Source organism: Micromonospora sp. DT43 (assembly GCF_049841645.1).
Lineage (GTDB): Bacteria > Actinomycetota > Actinomycetes > Mycobacteriales > Micromonosporaceae > Micromonospora.
Genome location: NZ_JBNCKR010000003.1, coordinates 609550 through 632497 on the forward strand (window position 1 = coordinate 609550; position 22948 = coordinate 632497).

A 22948-nucleotide genomic window follows, 5' to 3' on the forward strand; every position below is an offset into this window, starting at 1 on the left:
TTGAGGGGGACTGTGCGGTGCGAGTGACCGGAACCGGGCACGCCAGCATGCGGATCGACACGGCCGCGGGCAGCATCCTGTGCGACCCGTGGGTCAATCCGGCCTACTTCGCCTCCTGGTTCCCCTTCCCGGACAATTCCCTGCTCGACTGGGAGACCCTGGGCCAGGTCGACTACCTGTACGTCTCGCACCTGCACCGGGACCACTTCGACGCGAAGCACCTGCGGGACTTCGTCTCGAAGGACGCCACAGTCCTGCTCCCTGAGTTCCCGACCTCTGAGATGGAGGACGAGTTCCGGGCGCTGGGCTTCACGAAGTTCCTGAAGGCGCCGAACGAGCAGGTCGTGGAGCTCGACGGCGGCCTGAAGATCATGATCCAGGCGCTGACCAGCCCCACCGACGGTCCGATCGGCGACTCCTCGCTCTGGGTCGAGTACGACGGGGTGCGGCTGCTCAACCAGAACGACGCCCGCCCCACCGACCTGAGCGTCTTCGCCGAGTTGGGGCACGTGCACGCGCACCTGCTCCAGTTCTCCGGCGCCATCTGGTATCCGATGGTCTACGAGCTTCCGCAGGCGGCGAAGACGGCGTTCGGCAAGCAGAAGCGCGACCGGCAGTTCGACCGGACGTGGCGCTACATCGACGACCTGAAGGCCGACCACGTCTTCCCGATCGCCGGCCCGCCGTGCTTCCTCGACGACGCGCTGTGGCAGTTCAACGACATCCACGGCGACGAGGGCAACATCTTCCCGGACCAGTCGGTCTTCCTGAGCGAGTACGCGAAGGTCGGCGGCACCAACGGCATCGTGCTGCTGCCGGGCAGCGTCGCCGAGGTCACCACCGAGGGCGCGAGCACGACCCACCCGGTGCCGGTGGAGGAGTTCTTCGCGAACAAGGTCGCCCACCTGGAGGAGATGCGGGAGCGCAAGCGCCCGATCATCGAGGCGGAGAAGGCATCCTGGCGGCACCCCGAGGTGGACGTGCTCGGCGAGATGAAGCGCCGCATCGAGCCGCTGCTCGACGAGTCGATCTACCTGGCCAAGGGCGTGGGCGGTCCGGTCCGCTTCGACCTGGTGGGGTACGACGGCGAGAGCGTCGAGTCGATCGTGGTGGACTTCCCGGGCAAGGAGGTCCGGACGTACGCGGACGAGAAGGTCCGCTACCGCTTCCGGACCGAGCGGTCGCTCATCGAGCACCTGCTCTTCATCGACGAGGTGGACTGGGTCAACTCGCTCTTCCTGTCCTGCCGGTTCTCGGCGGCCCGGATCGGCCAGTACAACGAGTTCGTCTACGCGTTCTTCAAGTGCCTCTCCGAGGAGCGTCTCCAGTACGCCGAGGGCTGGTACGACGAGCACGAGCGCAGCACCGACGCCGAGGACATCACGCTTGGCGACTGGGTGGTGCAGCGGCGGTGCCCGCACCTGAAGGCCGACCTGACCCGGTTCGGCATCGTCGAGGGTGACCAGCTCACCTGCCAACTGCACGGCTGGCGCTTCGACCTGCCCTCTGGCCGCTGCCTGACAAGCGTGGGCCACAAGGTGCGAGCCCACCGCGTAGACGCAGAGTCTCCGGCCCCGGCAGGCGAAGCCGCGATCTAACCCCTGACCCCCTGGTTGATCATGAAGTTATGCCGCGACACGCCGCTGTGGCAGGCAATAACTTCATGATCAACGGGGTCTGGGGTCGGGGCGGGGTGGGTGGGTTAGGTCGCCAGGTCCGTGAGGATTCGCTTTGCGGCGTTGTGGCCGGCGGCGCCGATCACGCTGCCGGCCGGGTGGCAGCCGGCGCTGCCCGCGTACACGCCGTCGATGCCTGTGGCGTACGGCATGCGGTCGGTGAACGAGACGGTGTTGTCGACGTGGTGGATGTGCCCGCCGGTGATGCCGAAGTGCGCCTCGATGCCCGGCGGGGGCAGCGGTACCGCGTCGGCGATCAGGTCGGCGGTGCCGGGGGCGTACCGCTCGACGATCTCGACGAGCCTGTCGACGTAGCCGGGCAGTTCCGCGTCCCAGGTGGTGCCGGCCAGCTCGTACGGGACCGACTGGACGAACAGCGCCGACGAGTGGTGTCCGGCGGCGTCGGAGAGCGACGGGTCGACTGTGGTGTGCAGGTACCACTCGATGGTGGGCTCCGCCGGCAGTCGCCCGGCCCGCACGTCGGCCCACATGTCGCGCAGCGCGGTCATCGGCGAGGTGGCGTCCCCGCCCACTAGCGATGCGGACCCGGGCAGCAGGTGGATGGTGGAGCCGAACGGGCTCGGCGTGCCGGGCGGCAGGCAGGAGAACGTCGGCAGCCCGCTGAGCGCCAGGTTGAGCTTGAGGGTGGTTCCGGGCCGGCGGACCGCCGCCATCCGTTCGCCGAGTCGCGCCGGAAGCGCGCCGTCGGGCATTAGGTCCATCAGCCGGTACGGGTCACACGCGCCGAGCACCACACGCGCGGCGACCTCTCGGCCGTCGGCGAGCACGACTCCGCTGGCCGCGCCGCCGTCGAGTGTCACCGCGCTCACCGGCGTACCGGTCAGGATGGTGGCCCCGGCGGCGCGTGCGGCGTCGGCGAACGTGCGGGAGACGGTGCCCATCCCGCCCTCGGCGATCATCCAGGTGCCACCGGAGCCGGGCAGCCGGCACATGTTGTGCACCAGGAAGTTGTGGCCGGTGCCGGGGTCGTCCGGGCCCGCGTTGAGGCCGGACAGCCCGTCGGTGACCGCGTACATGCTGACCAGCAGCTCGGAGCGGAACTCGAACCGGGCCAGATAGTCCGCGACCGAGCCGCGGACGAGGTCGACGAAGACCTGCCGCAGCGCCGGGCGGACGTGCCGCTCGGCGGTCTCCTCGGCGGTCAGCGGCTCGGCCAGCCAGGCCGGGGCGAGGTCCTCGCGCAGCGCGGCCAGCTCGGCCTGCATGGCGTCGTCGGCGGCCACGTCGGCGGGGGAGAAGAACTCGGCGAGCTGGGTCCGGGTGGCGGCGGTGTCGCTGCCGAAGAGCAGGTACGGCGAGCCGAGGCCGCCGGGCGTGGGCAGGAAGTAGTGCGGGTCGCGGCGCAGCACCGGGATCCGTACGTCGAGCGTGGCGAGCAGCTCCGGGGGCATGAGACCGAGCAGGTACGACCCGGTGGAGTGGCGCAGCCCTGGCACCTTCGGGAACGGGTTCTCGGTGCGGGTCGCGCCGCCTATGACGTCGGCCGCCTCCAGCACGAGCACGTCGAGGCCGGCGCGGGCCAGCAGAATGGCGGAGACCAGACCGTTGTGCCCGGCGCCGACGATCACGATGTCGGCGCGGCTGGGAAGTTCACTGCTCATGCCGCCGCAGCCTAGTCCGTGCCGCCCTTGCCCGCGGTGATCAAGAGGTTTGCGTCAGCAGACGACGTCGGGATGACGAAAACCTCTTGGTCACCAAGGGTCGGCGGGGAGGTGGAGGGTGAAGGTGGAGCCTTGGGTGGGGGTGCTTGTGGCGTCCACGGTGCCGTTGTGGGCCTCGGCCAGTTTGCGGACGATGGCCAGGCCCAGGCCGCTGCCCCCGGTCTGGCGACTGCGCGACCTCTCTCCCCGCCAGAAGCGGTCGAACACTCGGGGCAGGTCCTCGGCCAGGATGCCGCTGCCGGTGTCGGCGACCGCGATGGTCACCTCGCCGTTCGCCGTCCGGGCGCTTATCGTCACGCTGCCATCCGCGGGGGTGTGGCGCACGGCGTTGGCGACGAGGTTGCCGACGGCCTGGCGCAGCCGTACCGGGTCGGCATACACCTGCGGGTCGGCGTCGACCCGCACCGAGAGGTGGACATTGGCACTGTCGGCCTGGACGCGGTGCGCCTCCGCCACCTGCGGCAGCAGGTCGGCGAGGTAGACCTGTTCCGGGTGCAGCCGCAGGGCGCCGGCGTCGGCCTGGGCGAGGTCCTGCAGATCGGCGATGACGTGTTGGAGGAGCGTGGCCTCCTCCAGCAGCGACGACACCAACCGCTGGTCCAGGGCGGCGACGCCGTCCTCGGCGGCCTCCAACCAGCCCCGGATGTTGGTGACCGGGGTGCGCATCTCGTGGGCGATGTCGCTGACCATGGCGCGACGGAGCTGTTCCAGGTGTTCGCGCCGCTCGGACATGTCGTTGAACGCCTCGGCCAGCCGGGCGATCTCGTCTCGGCCGGTGACCCGGACGCGGGCGGATCCGTCGCCGTCGCGCATCCGTTGCGCGGCCCCGGTCAGCGCGTGCAGCGGCCGGGTCAGTCGGATGCCGGCGAGCACTGTGACGCCGACAGTCACCAGCAGGACGAGGCCGGCGACCGCCGCGATACGGGCCTGGTTGGTCCCGGACAGGTCGAAGGTGGTCGTGGGGTGACCGCCGGGATCGGCGACGAACAGGGTCGCCGCCGGGGCCACGTACGGCAGGAGTTGTTCGCGCCGGCTGGTGTCGACGCAGGCGCCGGCCGCCCGGTTGTGGTCCTGGTCGACCTCGGCGGCGTCTCGGGAGTCGTCTCGCCCGTTGGCTGGTTGCCGTACCCAGGTCCAGTCTCCCGCGACGCGCACGGCGGGCAGTTGGCGACGAGCCAGACAGGTGTTCACCAGTGCGTTGAGCTGCGCCAGCGCCTTGCGTTCGGTTGCCGTGGGGACCGCCAGGTCGGATCGGTACTGGATACAGGTGATGGTGTCGGTCAGGTCCGTGCCGGGGGTGTCGATGCGCGGACGGCCGGTGGGGCCGTCGGCGACAGCTGCCTCGAGCTTCGCCCGCACCGTCAGGCAGTTGACGGCCTTGACCGCCCTGTCGTGCAGCGTCCGGCGCTCGTCGGGCGGGAGCAGGTACGGGCCCGCGGCGCGGGGATCGATGCGGGCGTTTCCGGCTCCGTCGCCGACAGTGGCGAGCCCCGGGGTCAGGGCGGTGTCCACGGAGAGCGCGTCGACGGTCGCGGAGGGCTTCGTCGGCAGCGGGCCCGCCTCGGGTGCTGAGTCGGCGACCGGCGTGCCGGATTCGGTGGTCAGGGTGATGCGCCGGCCGACCTGCGCGGCGAGCGGTCGCACTGTCGCGTCGACGCCGTCCCAGCTCGGGTGGGTCGCCGCGTAGGCGATCAGCGTGTCGTAGATGCGGGCGTCGTCGGCGAGCGCCTGCCCCTGTTCCTGCCGGATCGCCCCGGTCGTGGTGCGGACGGCCAGCCAGGCGGTGGCCGCGATCGAGCCGACGGCGATGAGGACGGCAAGCGTCAGCAGCCGGAGCAGCAGGCTGCGGTGCAGCGGCACCTCACGCCGCATGGTGAGTCTCCTCGGCCAGCTTGTAGCCGACGCCGTAGACGGTCACCAGGCGGGTCGGCTTGCGAGGGCTGGGCTCGATCTTGCGGCGCAGGTTCATGACGTGGACGTCGACGGTCCGGCCGGTGATGTACCTGTCGAAACCGTGCAGGTAGCCGAGGAGCTGGTCGCGGGTGAAGACCCGTCCGGGCTGGGCGGCCATCGCCTGGAGCAGCTGGAACTCGCCGGGTGTGCAGTCGACGCGTCGTCCGTCGACGCGTACCTCGTGGCGGACCGGGTCGACGTGCAGGGCGCCGACGCGCAGCACCGGGTCGGCCACGTGCGCCGACCGCTGGCCCCGTCGCAGCAGCGTCCGCACGCGGGCCACCAGCTCGCGCGGGCTGTACGGCTTCGTCATGTAGTCGTCGGCACCGAGGTCGAGGCCGAGCAGGAGGTCGTCCTCGGTCGACCGGGCGGTGAGCATGAGCACCGGCAGGTCGGACTCGCGGCGCAGAATGCGGCAGACGTCCAGGCCGTCGACCTTCGGCATCATCACGTCGAGGATCAGCAGCGCCGGTGGGCGTTGACGGATCTGCTCCAGGGCGGCCCGCCCGTCGCCGACGACGACGACCGCGTGGCCCTCCCGTTCGAGGTAGCGCCGTGCCAACTCGGCCTGCTTCTCGTCGTCCTCGGCTATCAGCACCAGCGCACCCACGGCAGCGACTGTACGTCGAAGGGTCGTCGCCGGCGGTGCCGCTGAGCTGGGACTACCGGATGAGCATCGGTTCCTGACAGGTCTCTGACAACTGGCCGTGAGGCTGCCGGCATGACGAAAGCACCACGACGACTCGGGCTTGCCGTGCTCACTCTGTTCGCCGCCGTCCTCGCCGGCTGCGACCCGGAGACGTCCGACACCGGGAGTACTGCCGACGTCGCCTCTCTCGCCACGGCGTCCGCCGCGCCGAGCGCGTCCGCCTCGGGTGCGGCCGGCAACGGCCGCCCGCAGTTACGCCTGGACATGAACGAGGACGAGAAGCAGCGGCTCTGGAACACGTACAACTACTGCCTGCGCGACCACGGGGTCAGGGAGCTCAAGGAACGTTCGGCCGGGGCCCCCAAGGGGAGCGGCATCATCTCCCTCGACCAGAGCGGTGAGCCGAAGGCGGCGTACGTGGCGTGCGCCGACAAGCTGCCGCTGCAGCCGCCGGAGCTGGACGAGGAGAAGAACCCGAACTACGCGAGTCAGTGGAACGACTACGTGCAGTGCCTGCGCGGGCGCGGCATGAAGATCCACTCGCTGCCGGACGGCTCCGGCTGGACGTACGACGACGGGGTCGACGACCCGTCGGGCGGTCTGGAGGGCGCCGTGTACGACAAGGCCGAGAAGGAATGCACGCTGGAGGCGTTCCGTGGCAAGAAATAGGCTGGCGATGGCGGCCCTGGTGACGGTGACGTTGGCCGTCGCCGGCGCCGGCGTCACCGTGCTGACGCTGCGGCGTGCCGGCGCGGACGACGCGGCGAGCGCCCCGCCGCCGCTGACGACGACGACGGTCACCCGCACCGACCTGTCGGACAGCCGGTCGCTCGACGGAACGCTGGGGTTCGGCCCGGAGCAGGTGGTGAAGGGGACGGGTGCGGGCGTCGTCACCCGCCTGCCGAAGGTCGGCGACACGGTCGCCCGCGGCAAGCCGCTCTACTGGGTCAACGACCAGCCGGTGCCGGTGCTCTTCGGCGACGTCCCGCTGTTCCGCACGCTCGACAAGCCCGGTCTCGTGGGCAGCGACGTGCGCGTCGTGTCGGACAACCTGGCCGCGCTCGACTACCAGACTGGCACGCGGCCGACCCGGGCCAAGGACGGCACGAAGATCCCCGCCGGGCAGTCCCTGCTTACCGACTCCCTGGTGGCCGCGATCAAGAAGTGGCAGCAGGCGCTCGGCCTGCAACCGACTGGCCGGATCGAGGTCGGGCAGGCCACGGTGCTGCCGGGTCCGGTCCGGATCAGCGCGGTCAAGGCCGTGCCCGGTGACCCCGCCGCCGGCGAACTCCTGGCCGTCACCGAGAAGGTCAAGCTGGTGACCGTCGCGGTGGAGGCGACCGAGGTCAGCACCATCCGGGTGGGTGCCACGGTCGCGATCACACTGCCCGACACGACCGAGAGTCCCGGCCGGGTCGCCTCGATCTCCCACACCGTCGACGGCGGTGGCCAGGACTCCGGGGGTGGCCAGGCCAGCCCGCCCAAGGTGAACGTCCTCGTCACACCGTCGAAGGCGGCGGACGTGGCGAAGCTGGACGCGGCGTCGGTACGGGTCACGTTCACCACGAGCACCCGCAAGGGCGTACTGGCCGTACCGGTCGGCGCGCTGGTGGCGCTCCGCGAGGGCGGGCACGCCCTCCAACTGCCCGAGGGTGGGTTGCTGGCCGTGGAGACCGGGATGTTCTCCCGGGGGCTGGTCGAGGTCAGCGGCAACGGCGTCACCGAGGGACTCACGGTGGTGACCGCCGCGTGAGCACCGTCGTCCCCTTCCGGGCCAGGAACGCGCCGACCGAGGTCATCCCGGCGTACGCCGAACCGGTCCTGCATCTCGACGGGGTGAGCCGGACGTACCCGGGTGGCGTCACCGCCCTGGACGACGTCTCGCTCACCGTCCGCGCCGGAGAACTCCTCGCCATCGTCGGGCCGTCCGGGTCCGGCAAGTCGACACTGCTGAACATCATGGGCACCCTCGACCTGCCCACCAGCGGGCGGGTACGCGTCGCCGGGCAGGAGGTCACCGAGCTGTCCGACCGTCGGCTCTCGGCGCTGCGCGGCCGCTGGCTCGGCTTCGTGTTCCAGCAGTTCCACCTCGTCGGTGGGCTGGACGCCGCGGAGAACGTCGCGACCGGGCTGCTCTACGCCGGCGTACCCCGTCGTCGCCGACGGCAGACGGCGGCCGACGCGTTGGCCCGGGTCGGCCTGGCGCATCGGGTCGGCCACCTGCCGCACCAGCTCTCCGGTGGGGAGCGGCAGCGGGTGGCGATAGCGCGCGCGCTTGTCAACGAGCCGGCGTTGGTCCTGGCCGACGAGCCGACCGGCGCACTGGACACCGCCAACGGGGAGGCGGTCCTGGCACTGCTGCTGGCGTTGCACGCGGAGGGCACCACCATCGCCGTCATCACCCATGACCGGGACCTCGCCGCCCGGACGCCCCGACAGGTGGAGATCCGCGACGGGCGGATCGTCTCCGACACCGTTGACAGGAGCCGTGGATGAGCACGCAGAAGCAGGTACCCGGCGGCCGACCGCCCCGGCTCGCCCCTGGCGACGTACTCCGGCTCGGTCTGCTCGGGATCACCACCCGGCGGATGCGGGCGGTCCTGTCCGCCCTGGGCATCTCCATCGGCATCGCCACGATGATCGTCGTGGTGGGCATCCCGGCGTCCAGCCAGCGTGACCTGATGAACCAGCTCTCGGCTCTCGGCACCAATCTGCTGCGCGCCGAGCCCGTACCGGATCGTGACCCGCCGGTGCTGCTGCCGGAGGACTCCGTCGCGATGGTGGACCGGATCGGCCCGGTCGAGACGGTGAGCGCGGTGGCGAACACCCACGTGATGGTCCGCCGCAGCGACGTGATGGACCGGTACGACACCTCGGGGCTCACCACCCTTGCCGCGCGCCCGGATCTGCTGCACGTCGTCAACGGCAGGGTCCGCGAGGGCAGGTTCCTCGACGACGGCACGGCTCGGTTGCCCACCGCCGTCCTCGGCTACGTGGCCGCGAGTCGGCTCGGGTTCGCCACTGTGGACCCGGCTCAGCCGCCGCAGGTGTTCATCGGCGAGCGGTGGTTCACCGTGATCGGGGTACTCGATCCGCTGCCCATCGCCCCGGATCTGGACCGGTCGGTGCTTGTCGGCTGGGAGGCCGCCCGGGACCTGCTCGGCTTCGACGGCCATCCCACAGTCGTGTACGTCCGGGCCCGCGAGGACGCGTTGGAGGACGTCCGGGCGGTGCTGCCGGCCACCCTCAACCCGCAGCTACCGGGAATGGTCCAGGTGAGCCGCCCCTCCGACGCGCTCGCCGCGAAACGGGCCACCGAGAGCACCTTCTCCGCCCTGTTCCTCGGGCTGGCCGCCGTGGCCCTGCTGGTCGGCGGGATCGGAGTGGCGAACACGATGGTCATCTCGGTGCTGGAGCGCCGTCGGGAAATCGGTCTGCGTCGGGCGCTCGGCGCGAACCGTGGCCAGATCCGGGTGCAGTTCCTCACCGAGTCCGTGCTCCTGTCCGTGCTCGGTGGTGCGGCCGGGGCGCTCCTCGGTGTGCTCGCGACGGCGGGGTACGCGGGCTATCAGGGCTGGCCACCGACGATTCCGGTGACCTCGGTTGCCGGCGGCATCGGCGGCGCGCTGCTCGTCGGCATGGTGGCCGGTGTCTACCCGTCGATCCGGGCCGCCCGCCTAACTCCCACCGACGCCCTCGCCGCCCCGTGAGGCCGCCCGTTGGGCGCGCCAGCGGGAGAGGGCCAGGGTCGCCGAGTAGCCGGCCAGGACGATCACGTGGAACAGGTACAGCCACAGGAGCACTGCCACGCCGGCGCCGATCTCGTCGAAGCCGCCGAACGGCACGCCCAGGTCCAGAGGCAGGGACGCGAAGAGCACGAAGCCGTGCAGGAACCCGGAGAGGTTCGCCGCGGTGAACGACCCGATCCCGAGGGTGGAGAGCCAGTCCGGTGAGGCCGGCCCCACCACCCGGAACACCCACACCAGCACCGGGGTGAGCACCAGCCACACGGCCAGGAACGACAGCACCACGCCCAGCGCGCCGACCCAACCGCCCTGGGTGACCAGGTGGGTGGTGACCGGGAGCGCCAGCAGGATCGACAACAGCAGCGCGGGCGCCGGCGCGAGCAGCGGCAGCAGCAGCAGCCGACCTCGCCAGCCGACCAGATGCTCGTCGCTGCGCGGGGCCGCCACCGACACGAACGCCCGGCGCAGCCCTTCGCCGTACAGCGACGCGGGCAGCAGCGAGGCGAGGGCCAGCACCGGGGTCAACTCCACCCCGGCGTCGACGAGCGCGGCCACCGCCCGGGGCGCGCCGATCGCCGTCGGCAGGGCGTCCACGGCGTACGAGGTGAGCCGGCGTACCCGATCGGCGCCGGCGATCAGCGAGGTGAGCCAGAGGGCCAGGAGCGCCACCGGGACCACGGCGATCGCGCCGTAGAAGGTGATCGCGGCGGCGTGCAGGGACAGGTCCCGCCCGCGTACCGGACGGAACGCGGCACTGGTGATCCGTTTTGCGCGCTGCCATCCGTTGCCCATCGCGACCTCCTTCCCCGTCGTCGGGGACGTCACTCCTTAAGATCGCCGCCCATGACTGTTCTCACCACCGAACGCCTCATCCTGCGCGACTGGACCGCCGAGCCGGACGACCTGGCCCGGATCTACGACATCTACCGCCGCCCGGAGATCACCCGCTGGCTGGGCGCCTCGCCGGGGCTGCCGATGACCGACCCAGCGCAGGCCGTCGAACGGTTGCAACTGTGGCGGGAGCGGCACGCCGCCGACCACGGACGGTACGGCACCTGGGCGATCGAGGTGCGCGAGACCGGCCTGGTGGCCGGCACCGCGTTGCTCAAGCCGCTGCCGGGGCGCGACGAGGCGGTGCGTACCGAGGACATCGAGACGGGTTGGCACCTGCACCCGGATTCGTGGGGTCACGGCTACGCCACCGAGGCCGCTCGGGCGCTCGTGGCACGGGAGTTCGCCACCGGTACCCGGGAGATCTACGCGGTCGTGTCGCCGGGCAACGATCCGTCGATGGCTGTCGCGCGGAGGTTGGGCATGACCCACGTGGGCCAACGCACCGACTGGTACGGCGGCGAGCTGCTGGAGACCTTCGTGCTGGCGGCTCCGGACGCCTGATCGTTCTCGTGGAGGCTGCGGCCCCGGTTCGCTCCGGCGGATCGGGGCCGCACGCACCCAGGCCCGTCAATAGTCACGACTGTCGAAGTGTTGACGCTCCCGTAGCACGTCAGTAACCTTTGGCCAAAGTCATGCAAGATTTGGACAACGGCGTGTCTGCTTTCTTGCATCTGCTCGGAAAACCCCGTGAACCGCTTTCGTGGTGCCCCCGCACCCACCACCTGCTCCACCCCGTGGTCCCGCCACCCGCGGCGCCGTCCCCCAACGACAGGACAGTCATGAGACGAACGAATCTGTTCCGGATGGTGGCGACGACAGTCGCGGCCACGATGATCGCGGCGGCAGGCGCGACGGCCGTGGCGACACCGGCCGCCGCCCGCCCCGTCGAGACGACCGCCGCGTCCGGCAGCGCCTTCGCGGCTGCCGCCACCAACCTCGCCCAGGGTCGTCCCACCCAGGAGAGCGGCCACGCCGACGTGTACGACTCGTCGAAGGTCGTCGACGGCAACGCCGGCAGCTACTGGGAGAGCCTCAACAACTCGTTCCCCCAGTGGGTGCAGGTCGACCTCGGCTCGTCGCAGTCGGTCAACCAGGTCGTGCTGAAGCTGCCGACCTCCGGTTGGGGCACCCGGACGCAGACGCTGAGCGTGCGGGGCAGCGCCAACGGATCGTCGTTCACCGACCTGGTCGGGTCGCAGACGTACAGCTTCAACCCGGCCAGCGGCAACACGGTCACGATCAACGTCAGCGCGACCTCTACCCGCTACGTCCGGATCACCATCACCGCCAACAGCGGCTGGCCGGCCGGGCAGCTCTCCGAGCTGGAGGTGTACGGCAGCGGCGGCACCACCCCCGACACCACCGCGCCGAGCGTCCCGGGCAACCTGTCGTACACCCAGTCGGGCACCACCATCAGCCTCACCTGGGTCGCGTCGACCGACAACGCGGGCGGCAGCGGCATCGCCGGCTACGACGTCTACCGCAACGGCGCGTTCCTCCAGTCCGTCGGGAACGTGACCACCTTCAACGACACCCAGCCGGCCACGGCGACGGTCTCGTACTACGTCCGGGCCCGTGACGCCGCCGGCAACCTCTCCGGCAACAGCAACACGGTCACCCGTACGGGCAGCGGTGACACCACCGCGCCGAGCGTTCCGGGGACGCTGTCGCAGAGCACGTCGGGCAGCACCATCACGCTCACCTGGGGAGCCTCCACCGACTCCGGCGGCAGTGGGCTCGCGGGCTACAACGTCTACCGGGGCGGCAACCTGATCGCGACGCTCGGCACCCTCCTGACCTATCAGGACACCCAGCCGGCCACGGCGACCGTGTCGTACTACGTCCGGGCCCGCGACGGCGCGGGCAACCTGTCCGGCACCAGCAACACCGTGACCCGGACCGGCAGCAACCCGCCCGCCTGCACGAACGTGGCGCAGGGCAAGAGCATGTCGGCGAGCGGCTCCACCTTCAGCTTCACCCCCGACAAGGCGAACGACGGACAGCTCGCCACCTACTGGGAGGGCGCGGCGAGCTACCCGCAGAACCTGACAGTGGCGCTGGGCGCGAACCACTCCATCTCCGCAGTCACCGTGAAGCTCAACCCGGACCCGTCGTGGGGCACCCGTACCCAGACCATCCAGGTCCTCGGCCGCGACCAGGCGTCGTCCGCGTACACCAGTCTGGTCGCTGCGGCGGCCTACCAGTTCGTTCAGGGCACCAACGCGGTGACCATCGGAGTCACCGCGACCACCGCGGACGTGCAGTTGCGCTTCACCGGCAACACCGGCGCACCGTCCGGCCAGGTGGCCGAGCTGGAGGTGTGCGGCACGCCGGCGCCCAACCCGGACCTGGTCGTCAGCTCGGTGACCTGGTCGCCCACGTCGCCCAGCGAGGCCAGCGCGGTCACGCTCTCGGCCGTGGTGCAGAACATCGGCTCGGCGTCCGCCGGTGCGACGACTGTCAACTTCAGCCTGGCCGGCGCGGTCGTCGGCAGCGCCACGGTGGGCGCGCTCGCCGCGGGCGGCTCGACCACCGTGTCGTTCAACGCAGGTACGCGGCCGATGGGCAGCTACGCCGTCTCGGCGGTGGTCGATCCGACGAACACGATCGTCGAGCAGAACAACGGCAACAACAGCCTCACGGCGGCGTCTCCGCTTGTGGTGACGCAGGCCCCCGGGCCGGACCTCCAGGTGCTCAGCATCGCGTCGAACCCGCCGAACCCGGCCGTCGGAGCCGCCGTCACGTTCACCGTGGCCGTCCGCAACCGGGGCACCACCGCGACGGGCGCGAGCACCGTCACCCGGCTGGTGGTCGGCGGCACCACGCTCAACACCACTACCGCGTCGATCGCGGCCGGCGCGACGGCCACCGTGGCCGTCAGCGGTAGCTGGACCGCCACCAGCGGCGGGGCCACCATCACCGCCACTGCTGACGCGACGAACGTGGTCGCCGAGACCAACGAGAGCAACAACGCGTTCAGCCAGGCCATAGTGGTCGGCCGTGGGGCCGCCGTCCCGTACGTCTCCTACGAGGCCGAGGCCGGCCGTTACCAGGGCACGCTGCTGGAACCCGACGCGCTGCGCACCTTCGGGCACACCAACTTCGCCAGCGAGTCCTCCGGCCGCAAGTCGGTACGGCTCACCAGCACCGGCCAGTTCGTCGAGTTCACCTCGGCCAACCAGGCCAACTCCATAGTGGTGCGCAACTCCATCCCGGACGCCCCCGGTGGCGGCGGCATCGAGGCGACCATCAGCCTCTACGTCAACGACGTCTTCTCCCGGAAGCTGACCCTGTCGTCGAAGCACAGCTGGCTCTACGGCAACACCGACGGGCCGGAGGCGCTCACCAACACCCCGCAGGCCGACGCCCGACGGCTCTTCGACGAGTCGAACGCGCTGCTGGCGCAGTCCTACCCGGCCGGCACGCGGTTCAAGTTGCAGCGCGACTCGGGTGACACCGCCTCCTTCTACGTCATCGACATGATCGACCTGGAGCAGGTGGCCCCGGCCGCGAGCCAGCCGGCCGGCTGCACCTCGATCACCGCGTACGGCGCGATCCCGAACGACGGGCTCGACGACACCGCCGCCATCCAGCGGGCCGTGACCGACGACCAGAACGGCGTCATCGGCTGCGTCTGGATCCCCGCCGGGCAGTGGCGGCAGGAACAGAAGATCCTCACCGACGACCCGCTGAACCGGGGTACGCACAACCAGGTCGGCATCAGCAACGTCACCATCCGGGGTGCCGGCATGTGGCACTCGCAGCTCTACACGCTCACCGAGCCGCAGAACGTGGTGGGCGGCATCAACCACCCGCACGAGGGCAACTTCGGCTTCGACATCGACAAGAACACCCAGATCTCCGACATCGCCATCTTCGGCTCCGGCCGGATCCGCGGCGGTGACGGCAACGCCGAGGGCGGCGTCGGTCTGAACGGTCGCTTCGGCACCGGCACGAAGATCAGCAACGTCTGGATCGAGCACGCCAACGTGGGCGTCTGGGTGGGCCGCGACTACGACAACATCCCCGACCTGTGGGGCCCGGCCGACGGGCTGGAGTTCAGCGGCATGCGGATCCGCGACACGTACGCCGACGGCATCAACTTCAGCAACGGCACGCGCAACTCGCGGGTCTTCAACTCGTCGTTCCGCACCACGGGCGACGACGCGCTCGCCGTCTGGGCCAACCCGTACGTCAAGGACCGCAGCGTCGACATCGCCCACGACAACCACTTCGTCAACAACACCATCCAGCTGCCCTGGCGGGCCAACGGCATCGCCATCTACGGCGGCTACGACAACTCGATCGAGAACAACCTGATCTGCGACACCGCCAACTACCCGGGCATCATGCTGGCGACCGACCACGACCCGCTGCCGTTCTCCGGCACGACGCTCATCGCCAACAACGGCCTCTACCGCACCGGTGGCGCCTTCTGGAACGAAGACCAGGAGTTCGGCGCCATCACGCTCTTCCCCTCGACCAGGGACATCACCGGGGTCACGATCCGCGACACCGACATCATCGACTCCACGTACGACGGCATCCAGTTCAAGAACGGCGGCGGCAACATGCCGAACGTCGCCATCACCAACGTACGTATCGACAAGTCGAACAATGGCGCCGGCATCCTCGCGATGAGCGGCGCACGCGGCAACGCCAACCTGACGAACGTGACAATCACCAACTCGGCCGACGGCAACATCGTCATCCAGCCGGGCTCACAGTTCGTCATCAACGGCGGCTGATCCCGGTCGCCGCTTGATCAACACGGTTTCAGTGAAGTCGGGGTGTCCGCAGCCAGCGGACGCCCCGACTTCCATGAAGGCGAGTCGATCACCGTGGCCTGGCGCGGCCCCGTCGTGGCGCCGCCCGTGGTGGCGGGGTGGGGCCGGGTGCGGCGGGGTGGGGCCGGGTGCGGTCAGGCGGTCGCCACCGGCACCAGGGCCGCCGCGAGGGCCTCGGCGTTCTTCTTGTCCACCCGGGGGAAGGTCAGGGTGATCCCGTCTCCCGCGGCGCCGAAGGCGATGCGCAGCAGGCTCACGATGCCCATCTTCGCCTCGGCGAGTGCGACCTGCTCCCGAGGCACCTCGGCCAGAACACCGGTGCCGGGCCCGCCGAGGAAGGTCTGCGGCAGGAAGATCAGTCGCCGGTCGGTGACGACGACGAACTGCTTCTTGGTCCGCGCCAGCGCGTGGCCCACCGCCCCGGCACCCGCAGTGATCAGTCCCTGCGAGACGACCGTGCCGAGTCGACTGGCCGAGAAACTGCCTACCATTGCCCGGGTCGCGGTGACCGGCTGTTCCCCGGGTTGCAGGATCGACGCCACTCGCTCGAACGCGCGGGTCTGAAGCTTCTGGTTCATGTGCTTCCCTCCGTGTTTGACCGTGATCGGCGCTGATGCTTGCGCAACAGGAGGCCCCGGGCCATCCGTCGATCAGGCGCATGATCAAGACGGTCAGCCATGGTCGGTGTCGGGTCACCCGCGGCTTCGGGCCTGCGCGCAGGGGCCGTCGTGGGCGTCGGGACGTCAGCACCGGCCGACGCCGCCGAGCCGGGCGTCACAGAACACTCGGGTACGTAGAAACTGCGCGTCCTCCTCGCTGAGCGTCATCTCGCCGAAGTCGACGACGGCGAGGTGGCCGAGCGAGTCGCACAGCGCCACGGCCAGCGCGGCGACCTCGTCGAGGCTGGTCAACGTGGTCGGCAGGTGGATGATCCAGCGTGGCCGGGTTGCGAAGCTCAGGGCAGGATCACCGTTCCTCCAGCGATCAACGTCTAGAGATCCGTGCGGACTGGGTGTGCGATGAACGTGCTTCTGGGGCTGCGGTGGCTAGGCTGAGCTGACCAGAATGTCCCGCTGAGGGGGTGAGCCCGGATGGCCCAGGCAGCGTTCACGCCGGAGCCGGCGCCGCAGCACACCGAGCCGTCGTTCGACGTCCTGCGGTGGCACGACGAGCCGTGGACCGCGCAGCTCGCCCTCGACCTGTTGCCGGAGACCAACGGCCCCAAGGTTGAGGTCCTGAGCGGAAGCGTGATCGTGACACCACATGCCGGGTACGACCATCAGGACGCGGAACTGGAGCTCGCCTACCTCCTCAAGCAGGCGGCCCGTCGCGCGAAGCTGTGGCTCTATCTCGAGACGAACATCGTCTCGGGCGGGGATCTCTTCATTCCGGACATCGTCCTTCTCGACGCTCCCGGCGGCGGTCGAACGACGATGGACATCGGGCACGCCGTGCTTCTCGGGGAGATCGTCTCCCCCGTAAACCGACGCAAGGACATCATCGACCGCCCGCGCGAGTACGCCTCCGCCAGCGTGCCCTTCTTCCTCCGGGTAGACCTGCGCAATCGGGTGCCCACCATCGCGTTGTACGAGCTGACCGACGGGGAGTACAGGCCGGTGGCTGCCGCTGCGGCCGGGACGCGCTTCGTCATGCGGGAGCCGTTCGAGTTCGCCATCGATCCGGCCGACCTGCTCGGCGAGGAGGCAGTCCCGGAAGAGCCCGGCACCGCTTGATCGACACGCGTTCAAGGAAGTCGGGCTGTCCGGGTGTGGGGGAGGCCGCGACTTCCTTGAAGGCGAGTCGATCATCGGCGCGCGACGAGGAAGCGGTGGGCGGGGAGGGCTGAGGCTCCCAGCGGGCGTCCAGCGACGGTGGGGGAGAATGGCCGCGTGACTTCCCCCCGCGACCTCGTCCTGCTCGGGTCCACCGGTTCGATAGGTACGCAGGCCATCGACATCGTCCGGCGCAACCCGGACCGGTTCCGCGTGGTGGCGCTCGGCGCCGGTGGCGGCAACGTCGGGCTGCTCGCCGCGCAGGCCCTCGAACTGGGCGTCGAGGCGGTCGGGGTGGCCAAGGCGTCCGCCGCGCAGGACCTGCAACTCGCGTTCTACGCCGAGGCGAGTCGGCGGGGCTGGGCCACCGGCGACTTCAAACTTCCCAAGATCGTGGCCGGGCCGGACGCCATGACCGAGTTGGCGCAGTGGCCGTGCGACATCGTGCTCAACGGCGTGGTCGGCTCGCTGGGCCTCGCTCCTACGCTGGCCGCGCTGCGCGGTGGTCGTACTCTCGCGTTGGCCAACAAGGAGTCGCTGGTGGCCGGCGGCCCGCTGGTCAAGGCCGCGGTGACGCGACCGGGGCAGATCGTTCCTGTCGACTCGGAGCATTCGGCGTTGGCCCAGTGCCTGCGGTCCGGGTCGCGCGGTGAGGTGCGGCGGCTGGTCGTCACGGCCAGCGGCGGCCCGTTCCGGGGTCGGCGGCGCGACGAGTTGACGCAGGTCACACCGGAGCAGGCGCTGGCGCACCCGACGTGGAACATGGGGCCGGTCGTCACGATCAACTCGGCGACCATGGTCAACAAGGCGCTTGAGGTGATCGAGGCGCACGAGCTGTTCGACGTGCCGTACGCCGACATCACCGTGATGGTGCACCCGCAGTCGGTGATCCACTCGATGGTCGAGTTCGTCGACGGGTCGACGATCGCCCAGGCCAGCCCACCGGACATGCGCCTGCCGATCGCGCTGGGCATCGGCTGGCCGGACCGGGTGCCCGAGGCGGCCACCGCCGTCGACTGGACGGCCGCGCACACCTGGGAGTTCACGCCGCTGGACGACGTGGCGTTTCCGGCCGTCGCCCTGGCCAAGGCCGCCGGGGAGGCCGGGCGCTGCCGTCCGGCGATCTACAACGCGGCGAACGAGGAGTGCGTGGCGGCGTTCGTGGCGGGTCGGCTGCCGTTCCTCGGCATCGTCGACACCCTCGAACGCGTGTTGGAGGACGCTCCGGACTTCGCCGAACCAGGTACCGTCGAGGACGTGCTCGCGGCCGAGTCGTGGGCGCGCGCGCACGCGCAGGAGATCATCGCGGGTTCGGTGGAAGGAGCTTGATGTCTAACCTGCTCGGGGTGGTGCTCTTCGCCCTGGCCATCCTCATCTCGGTGAGCCTGCACGAGGCCGGTCACATGGTGACCGCCAAGGCGTTCGGGATGAAGGTCACCAAGTATTTCGTCGGCTTCGGCCCCACCCTCTGGTCGTTCAAGCGGGGCGAGACCGAGTACGGCGTCAAGGGCATTCCGCTCGGCGGTTTCTGCAAGATCGTCGGCATGACCGCGCAGGACGATGACGTCGACCCGGCCGACGAGCCGCGCGCGATGTGGCGTTACCCCGTCTGGAAGCGGACCATCGTCATGAGCGCGGGCTCGATCACCCACTTCGCGCTGGCGCTGGTCACCATCTGGCTGGCGGCCGTCTCCCTCGGCCTGCCCAACCCCAAGTTCCCCACCAACGACACGCAGGTCCGGCAGGAGCCGGCGGTGATCTCGCTCTCCGACTGCGTGATGCCGAAACTCGACCAGCGCACCTGCGCCCCGGGTGACCCGGCCAGTCCGGCGGCCCAGGCCCAGTTGCGCGACGGCGACCGGATCACCTCGCTCAACGGCAAGCCGGTCAACAACTACGGTGAGATGCTCGCCGGCCTGCGGGCGCTGAAGCCGGGCGACACCGCGCAGATCGGGTACGTCCGCGACGGGCAGCCCGGCCAGACCAGCACGGTGCTCGCCCAGACCGAGCGTCCACCGATCGACGACCCGAAGGGCGCCGTCGCCCCGGTCGCCGCGCTCGGCGTCACGCTCACCATCACCACCCCGAACCGAGTGACGTACGGGCCGGTCGCGGCGTTCGGCGCCACCGGCGACTTCACTCGCGAGCTGGCCGTCGGCACCGTCCAGGCGTTGCAGCGGCTGCCGCAGAAGGTGCCAGCCCTGTGGACCGCCATCACCGGCGGCGAACGTGACGTGGACACTCCGATCAGCGTCGTCGGCGCCAGCCGCCTCGGCGGTGAGGCGTTCGCCAACAAGGCGTGGTCGCTGTTCGTGCTGCTGTTCATCTCGCTGAACTTCTTCATCGGCGTGTTCAACCTGCTGCCGCTGCTCCCACTGGACGGCGGCCACATCGCCATCGCCTGGTTCGAGCGGGCCCGCTCCTGGCTGTACGCGAAGATCGGCCGCGCCGACCCCGGGCGGGTCGACTACCTCAAGCTGATGCCCTTCACGTACGCGGTGATCCTGATCGGTGGCGTGTTCACGCTGCTGACCATCACCGCGGACGTCGTCAACCCGATCACGCTCTTCCCAAGGTGAGTGCTGAAGTGACCGCAATCAGTCTCGGTATGCCGGCCGTACCGCCCCCGTCGCTCGCCCCCCGCCGGGCCAGCCGCCAGATCATGGTCGGTTCGGTGCCCGTCGGCGGCGGTGCGCCGGTGTCCGTGCAGTCGATGACCACGACCCTCACGTCCGACGTCAACGCCACCCTTCAGCAGATCGCCGAGTTGACCGCGTCCGGCTGCCAGATCGTCCGGGTGGCCGTGCCGTCCCAGGACGACGTCGAGGCGCTGCCCGCGATCGCCAAGAAGTCGCAGATCCCGGTGATCGCCGACATCCACTTCCAGCCCAAGTACGTCTTCGCCGCGATCGACGCCGGCTGCGCGGCCGTCCGGGTCAACCCGGGCAACATCCGCCAGTTCGACGACAAGGTCAAGGAGATCGCCCGCGCCGCGGGGGCGGCGGGGGTGCCGATCCGCATCGGCGTCAACGCCGGCTCCCTCGACAAGCGGTTGCTGGCCAAGTACGGCAAGGCCACCGCCGAGGCGCTCGTCGAGTCGGCGCTGTGGGAGTGCTCGCTGTTCGAGGAGCACGGCTTCCGCGACATCAAGATCTCGGTCAAGCACAACGACCCGGTCGTGATGATCCGCGCGTACCGGCAGTTGGCCGAGCAGTGCGACTACCCGCTGCACCTCGGTGTCACCGAGGCCGGGCCTGCCTTCCAGGGGACGATCAAGTCGGCGGTCGCCTTCGGCGCCCTGCTCGCCGAGGGCATCGGCGACACCATCCGGGTGTCGCTGTCCGCCCCGCCGGTCGAGGAGATCAAGGTCGGCAACCAGATCCTGGAGTCGCTGGGCCTGCGTGAGCGCGGCCTGGAGATCGTCTCCTGCCCGTCCTGCGGGCGCGCCCAGGTGGACGTCTACAAGCTCGCCGAGGAGGTCACCGCCGGCCTGGAGGGGCTGCCGGTGCCGCTGCGGGTGGCCGTCATGGGCTGCGTCGTCAACGGTCCGGGCGAGGCCCGCGAGGCCGACCTCGGCGTCGCCTCCGGCAACGGCAAGGGCCAGATCTTCGTCAAGGGTCAGGTCGTCAAGACGGTGCCCGAGGCGCAGATCGTGGAGACGCTCATCGAGGAGGCGCTCCGCATCGCCGACGAGATGGGCGCCGAGCTTCCCGAGGAGCTGCGCGGGCTGGTCACCGGCCCGACCGTCACCGTGCACTGACCTCCGCTGCCTGCGGAAAGCGGCCGCCTCCCCTCGGGGAGACGGCCGCTTTCGTCTGTGCCGGCTTCGCGCGTCACTCGGACTCGGCGAGGATCGCGTACAGCTTGCGTCGGGTCTCGTCCAGCACCTTGGCGGCCCGCTCACGCTGGTCGTCGGTGCCGTTCATCATGACCTGACGCAGGGCGTTCATCGCCTGCGCGCCGGAGTCGCGGATGTCGTGCCAGCTGCTCACCGTGCCCTGGGCGACGTCCGCCCACGGCGGGGTCTGCGCTGCCTCGGTAGCCTCGGCCTGGCCGGCCTCGGTGACCGTGAACCGCTTACGTCCGCCGCCGGCCTCCTCGGTGCTGGCGACGATCGCACCCTCGTCCTCCAGGAGTTGGAGCGTGGGGTAGATCGAACCGGGGCTCGGCCGCCACGCCCCACCGGTGCGGGAGTCGATCTCCTGGATCATCTCGTAACCGTGCATCGGCCGCTCGGTGAGCAGGGCCAACACCGCACCACGGACGTTGGGGCGTCGGCCCCTGCCTCGTCCGCGACCGCGTCCGCCCCAGGGGCCGCCGTGTTCGTGACCGTGCGGGCCATGGGGGCCGGGCGGGACCGGCGGGAAGCCGAACCCACGCATCCGGGCCTCGTGCATCGGGTGGTGCTGTCGGTGGAACCTCATGGGGCTCTTCCTCTCTGCGTACTGTCGCTGATGCATCAACGATATATCGGCAATGCATCGTCGACAAGGCCCAATTCAAAAACCGTACGTACGTCTTGTTAAAGTGTCGGCATGCCCCTGCTTCCGCCGCCCGGCCCGGCCCGGGTCCTCACCCTCGGCACTCTGGTCAAGACCGTCGGGCGGGGCCTGTGGCTGGTGGCCAGCGCGCTCTTCCTCACCCGCTCGGTCGGTCTCTCGGCCACCCAGGTCGGTGTCGGGCTGACCATCTCGGCGCTCGTCGGCGTGCTCGCGAGCGCGCCGAGCGGCTACCTGGCCGACCGCGTCGGGCCGCGCGGCGCACAGGTCGGCGGGCTGATGGCGGCCGGCATCCTGACCGCCGGGCTGATCACCGTCCGATCATTCCCCGCCTTCCTGCTGGTCGGCGCGGCCACGGCGCTCGCCGACGCGGTCGAGCGCGGCGCCCGCGGAGCGCTCATCGCCGGCGCGATCCCTGCCGACCAACGGGTGCACACACGCGCCTACCTGCGGGCCACCACAAACGTCGGGATCTCCGTCGGCGCCGTCCTTGGCGGCTTCGCCATCGCCGCCGACACCCGCGCCGGCTACCTCACGCTGATCCTGACCACGGCGGCGGCGTCGCTGGCCGCCGCAGCGATCTCCGTCCGGCTGCCCACCGTCGCACCCGTCGCCGCCCCGACGCGAGGACCCCGGCTGGTCGCCTTGCGGGACCGCCCGTTCCTCGCCTTCACCCTGCTCGACGGGCTGATGTCCATGCACTTCAGCCTGCTCACCCTCGCCTTGCCGTTGTGGATCGCCGGGCACACCACCGCGCCGGCCTGGATGATCTCGGTGTTGACGCTTGTCAACACCGCGCTCGTGGTGCTCCTGCAGGTACGCGCGGCACGCAGCGCCGTCACCCTGCCGAGGGCGGCCCGCGCATCCGGCCGGGCCGGAGTCGCCATCGCCCTGGCCTGCGTACTGTTCGCTGCCAGCGGCGCACTGCCCACACCGGGCGCCATCGGGCTGCTCTGCTGCGGGTCGCTCGCGCACGTGATCGGGGAGCTGTGGCACTCCGCCGCCGGATGGGGGATCTCCTTCGGGCTGGCGCCCGCCGACGCGCAGGGCCAGTACCAGGGGACGTACGGCATGGGTTACGAGCTGGGCAAGATGCTTGCGCCCGTCGCGGTGACCAGCCTCGCCCTCGGTTGGGGCGTACCGGGATGGCTCGCGCTGGGCGGGCTGTTTCTCCTGCTCGGTGCCCTGGTGCCCCCGGTCGTCCGGTGGGCTGGCCGGACCCGTCCGGCCAGCCCTGTCACCGAGCCGCTGACCGTCTGACGACGGGCTCGCCACTCGGCCGGCGGGGCG

At 70.4% G+C, this 22948-nt stretch carries 19 protein-coding genes; 12 read left to right on the top strand and 7 right to left on the bottom strand.

Annotation, left to right across the window (positions count from 1 at the left end; all coding sequences use genetic code 11):
• Positions 1-17 precede the first annotated feature (17 nt).
• Positions 18-1598 (top strand): Rieske 2Fe-2S domain-containing protein, encoded by a 1581-nt coding sequence (locus tag ACLQ26_RS10575; protein ID WP_425744247.1) that lies wholly within the window; start codon positions 18-20, stop codon positions 1596-1598.
• A gap of 104 nt (positions 1599-1702) precedes the next feature.
• Here the strand turns inward: ACLQ26_RS10575 and ACLQ26_RS10580 are convergent, their stop codons facing one another.
• The 3 genes from ACLQ26_RS10580 to ACLQ26_RS10590 form a co-directional block, all read right to left on the bottom strand.
• Complete coding sequence (locus ACLQ26_RS10580; RefSeq protein ID WP_425744248.1) at positions 1703-3298, bottom strand: phytoene desaturase family protein; 1596 nt, start codon at positions 3296-3298, stop codon at positions 1703-1705.
• Positions 3299-3388: 90 nt separating this feature from the next.
• Entirely contained in the window at positions 3389-5230 is a 1842-nt protein-coding gene (locus ACLQ26_RS10585) for a sensor histidine kinase (RefSeq protein WP_425744249.1), read from the bottom strand.
• Positions 5220-5921, bottom strand: coding sequence for a response regulator transcription factor (locus ACLQ26_RS10590; RefSeq protein WP_425744250.1), 702 nt, complete (start codon positions 5919-5921; stop codon positions 5220-5222). The genes ACLQ26_RS10585 and ACLQ26_RS10590 overlap by 11 nt, the downstream gene beginning before the upstream one ends.
• 111 nt (positions 5922-6032) lie before the next feature.
• Between ACLQ26_RS10590 and ACLQ26_RS10595 the strand changes: the two genes are divergently transcribed.
• The 4 genes from ACLQ26_RS10595 to ACLQ26_RS10610 are packed head-to-tail and all read left to right on the top strand — an operon-like array spanning position 6033 to position 9670.
• Complete coding sequence (locus tag ACLQ26_RS10595; protein ID WP_425744251.1) at positions 6033-6629, top strand: hypothetical protein; 597 nt, start codon at positions 6033-6035, stop codon at positions 6627-6629.
• The gene (locus ACLQ26_RS10600) at positions 6616-7713 is read left to right on the top strand and encodes an efflux RND transporter periplasmic adaptor subunit (RefSeq protein WP_425744252.1); all 1098 of its coding nucleotides are present in this window, start codon (positions 6616-6618) and stop codon (positions 7711-7713) included. The genes ACLQ26_RS10595 and ACLQ26_RS10600 overlap by 14 nt, the downstream gene beginning before the upstream one ends.
• A gap of 44 nt (positions 7714-7757) precedes the next feature.
• The gene (locus ACLQ26_RS10605) at positions 7758-8456 is read left to right on the top strand and encodes an ABC transporter ATP-binding protein (protein ID WP_425744403.1); all 699 of its coding nucleotides are present in this window, start codon (positions 7758-7760) and stop codon (positions 8454-8456) included.
• Entirely contained in the window at positions 8453-9670 is a 1218-nt protein-coding gene (locus ACLQ26_RS10610; protein ID WP_425744253.1) for an ABC transporter permease, read from the top strand. The genes ACLQ26_RS10605 and ACLQ26_RS10610 overlap by 4 nt, the downstream gene beginning before the upstream one ends.
• On the opposite strand, the gene ACLQ26_RS10615 is transcribed toward ACLQ26_RS10610, so the two are convergent.
• The gene (locus tag ACLQ26_RS10615) at positions 9638-10498 is read right to left on the bottom strand and encodes a YhjD/YihY/BrkB family envelope integrity protein (RefSeq protein WP_425744254.1); all 861 of its coding nucleotides are present in this window, start codon (positions 10496-10498) and stop codon (positions 9638-9640) included. The genes ACLQ26_RS10610 and ACLQ26_RS10615 overlap by 33 nt on opposite strands.
• Before the next feature lie 51 nt (positions 10499-10549).
• Here ACLQ26_RS10615 and ACLQ26_RS10620 point away from each other — a divergent pair, with 51 nt between their 5' ends.
• Positions 10550-11101: a GNAT family N-acetyltransferase gene (locus ACLQ26_RS10620; RefSeq protein ID WP_425744255.1), complete on the top strand. Its 552-nt coding sequence runs from the start codon at positions 10550-10552 to the stop codon at positions 11099-11101.
• Between the two features lie 278 nt (positions 11102-11379).
• On the top strand, positions 11380-15348 hold the full coding sequence (locus ACLQ26_RS10625) for a CARDB domain-containing protein (RefSeq protein WP_425744256.1): 3969 nt from the start codon (positions 11380-11382) through the stop codon (positions 15346-15348).
• Positions 15349-15521: 173 nt separating this feature from the next.
• On the opposite strand, the gene ACLQ26_RS10630 is transcribed toward ACLQ26_RS10625, so the two are convergent.
• Together ACLQ26_RS10630 and ACLQ26_RS10635 are read right to left on the bottom strand one after the other, a co-directional pair.
• The gene (locus ACLQ26_RS10630) at positions 15522-15965 is read right to left on the bottom strand and encodes a hypothetical protein (protein ID WP_425744257.1); all 444 of its coding nucleotides are present in this window, start codon (positions 15963-15965) and stop codon (positions 15522-15524) included.
• Between the two features lie 165 nt (positions 15966-16130).
• Positions 16131-16298 carry a hypothetical protein gene (locus ACLQ26_RS10635; RefSeq protein WP_425744258.1) on the bottom strand — a complete coding sequence of 56 codons (168 nt, stop codon included), beginning with the start codon at positions 16296-16298 and terminating at the stop codon, positions 16131-16133.
• 180 nt (positions 16299-16478) lie between these two features.
• Between ACLQ26_RS10635 and ACLQ26_RS10640 the strand changes: the two genes are divergently transcribed.
• The 4 genes from ACLQ26_RS10640 (at position 16479) to ispG (ending at position 20919) form a co-directional block, all read left to right on the top strand.
• A complete protein-coding gene (locus tag ACLQ26_RS10640) occupies positions 16479-17120 on the top strand; it encodes a Uma2 family endonuclease (protein ID WP_425744259.1) in 642 nt (213 codons plus the stop codon).
• Between the two features lie 156 nt (positions 17121-17276).
• Positions 17277-18488, top strand: a complete 1212-nt coding sequence (gene dxr, locus ACLQ26_RS10645; protein WP_425744260.1) for a 1-deoxy-D-xylulose-5-phosphate reductoisomerase — start codon at positions 17277-17279, stop codon at positions 18486-18488.
• Positions 18488-19738 (top strand): M50 family metallopeptidase, encoded by a 1251-nt coding sequence (locus ACLQ26_RS10650; protein WP_425744261.1) that lies wholly within the window; start codon positions 18488-18490, stop codon positions 19736-19738. Before dxr ends, ACLQ26_RS10650 begins: the two co-directional genes overlap by 1 nt.
• A gap of 8 nt (positions 19739-19746) precedes the next feature.
• On the top strand, positions 19747-20919 hold the full coding sequence (ispG, locus tag ACLQ26_RS10655; RefSeq protein ID WP_425744262.1) for a flavodoxin-dependent (E)-4-hydroxy-3-methylbut-2-enyl-diphosphate synthase: 1173 nt from the start codon (positions 19747-19749) through the stop codon (positions 20917-20919).
• Positions 20920-20992: 73 nt separating this feature from the next.
• Here ispG and ACLQ26_RS10660 read toward each other — a convergent pair whose 3' ends face one another.
• Positions 20993-21583 carry a PadR family transcriptional regulator gene (locus tag ACLQ26_RS10660; protein WP_425744263.1) on the bottom strand — a complete coding sequence of 197 codons (591 nt, stop codon included), beginning with the start codon at positions 21581-21583 and terminating at the stop codon, positions 20993-20995.
• A gap of 111 nt (positions 21584-21694) precedes the next feature.
• On the opposite strand from ACLQ26_RS10660, the gene ACLQ26_RS10665 reads away from it, so the two are divergent.
• Complete coding sequence (locus ACLQ26_RS10665) at positions 21695-22918, top strand: MFS transporter (RefSeq protein ID WP_425744264.1); 1224 nt, start codon at positions 21695-21697, stop codon at positions 22916-22918.
• Positions 22919-22948 lie beyond the last annotated feature (30 nt).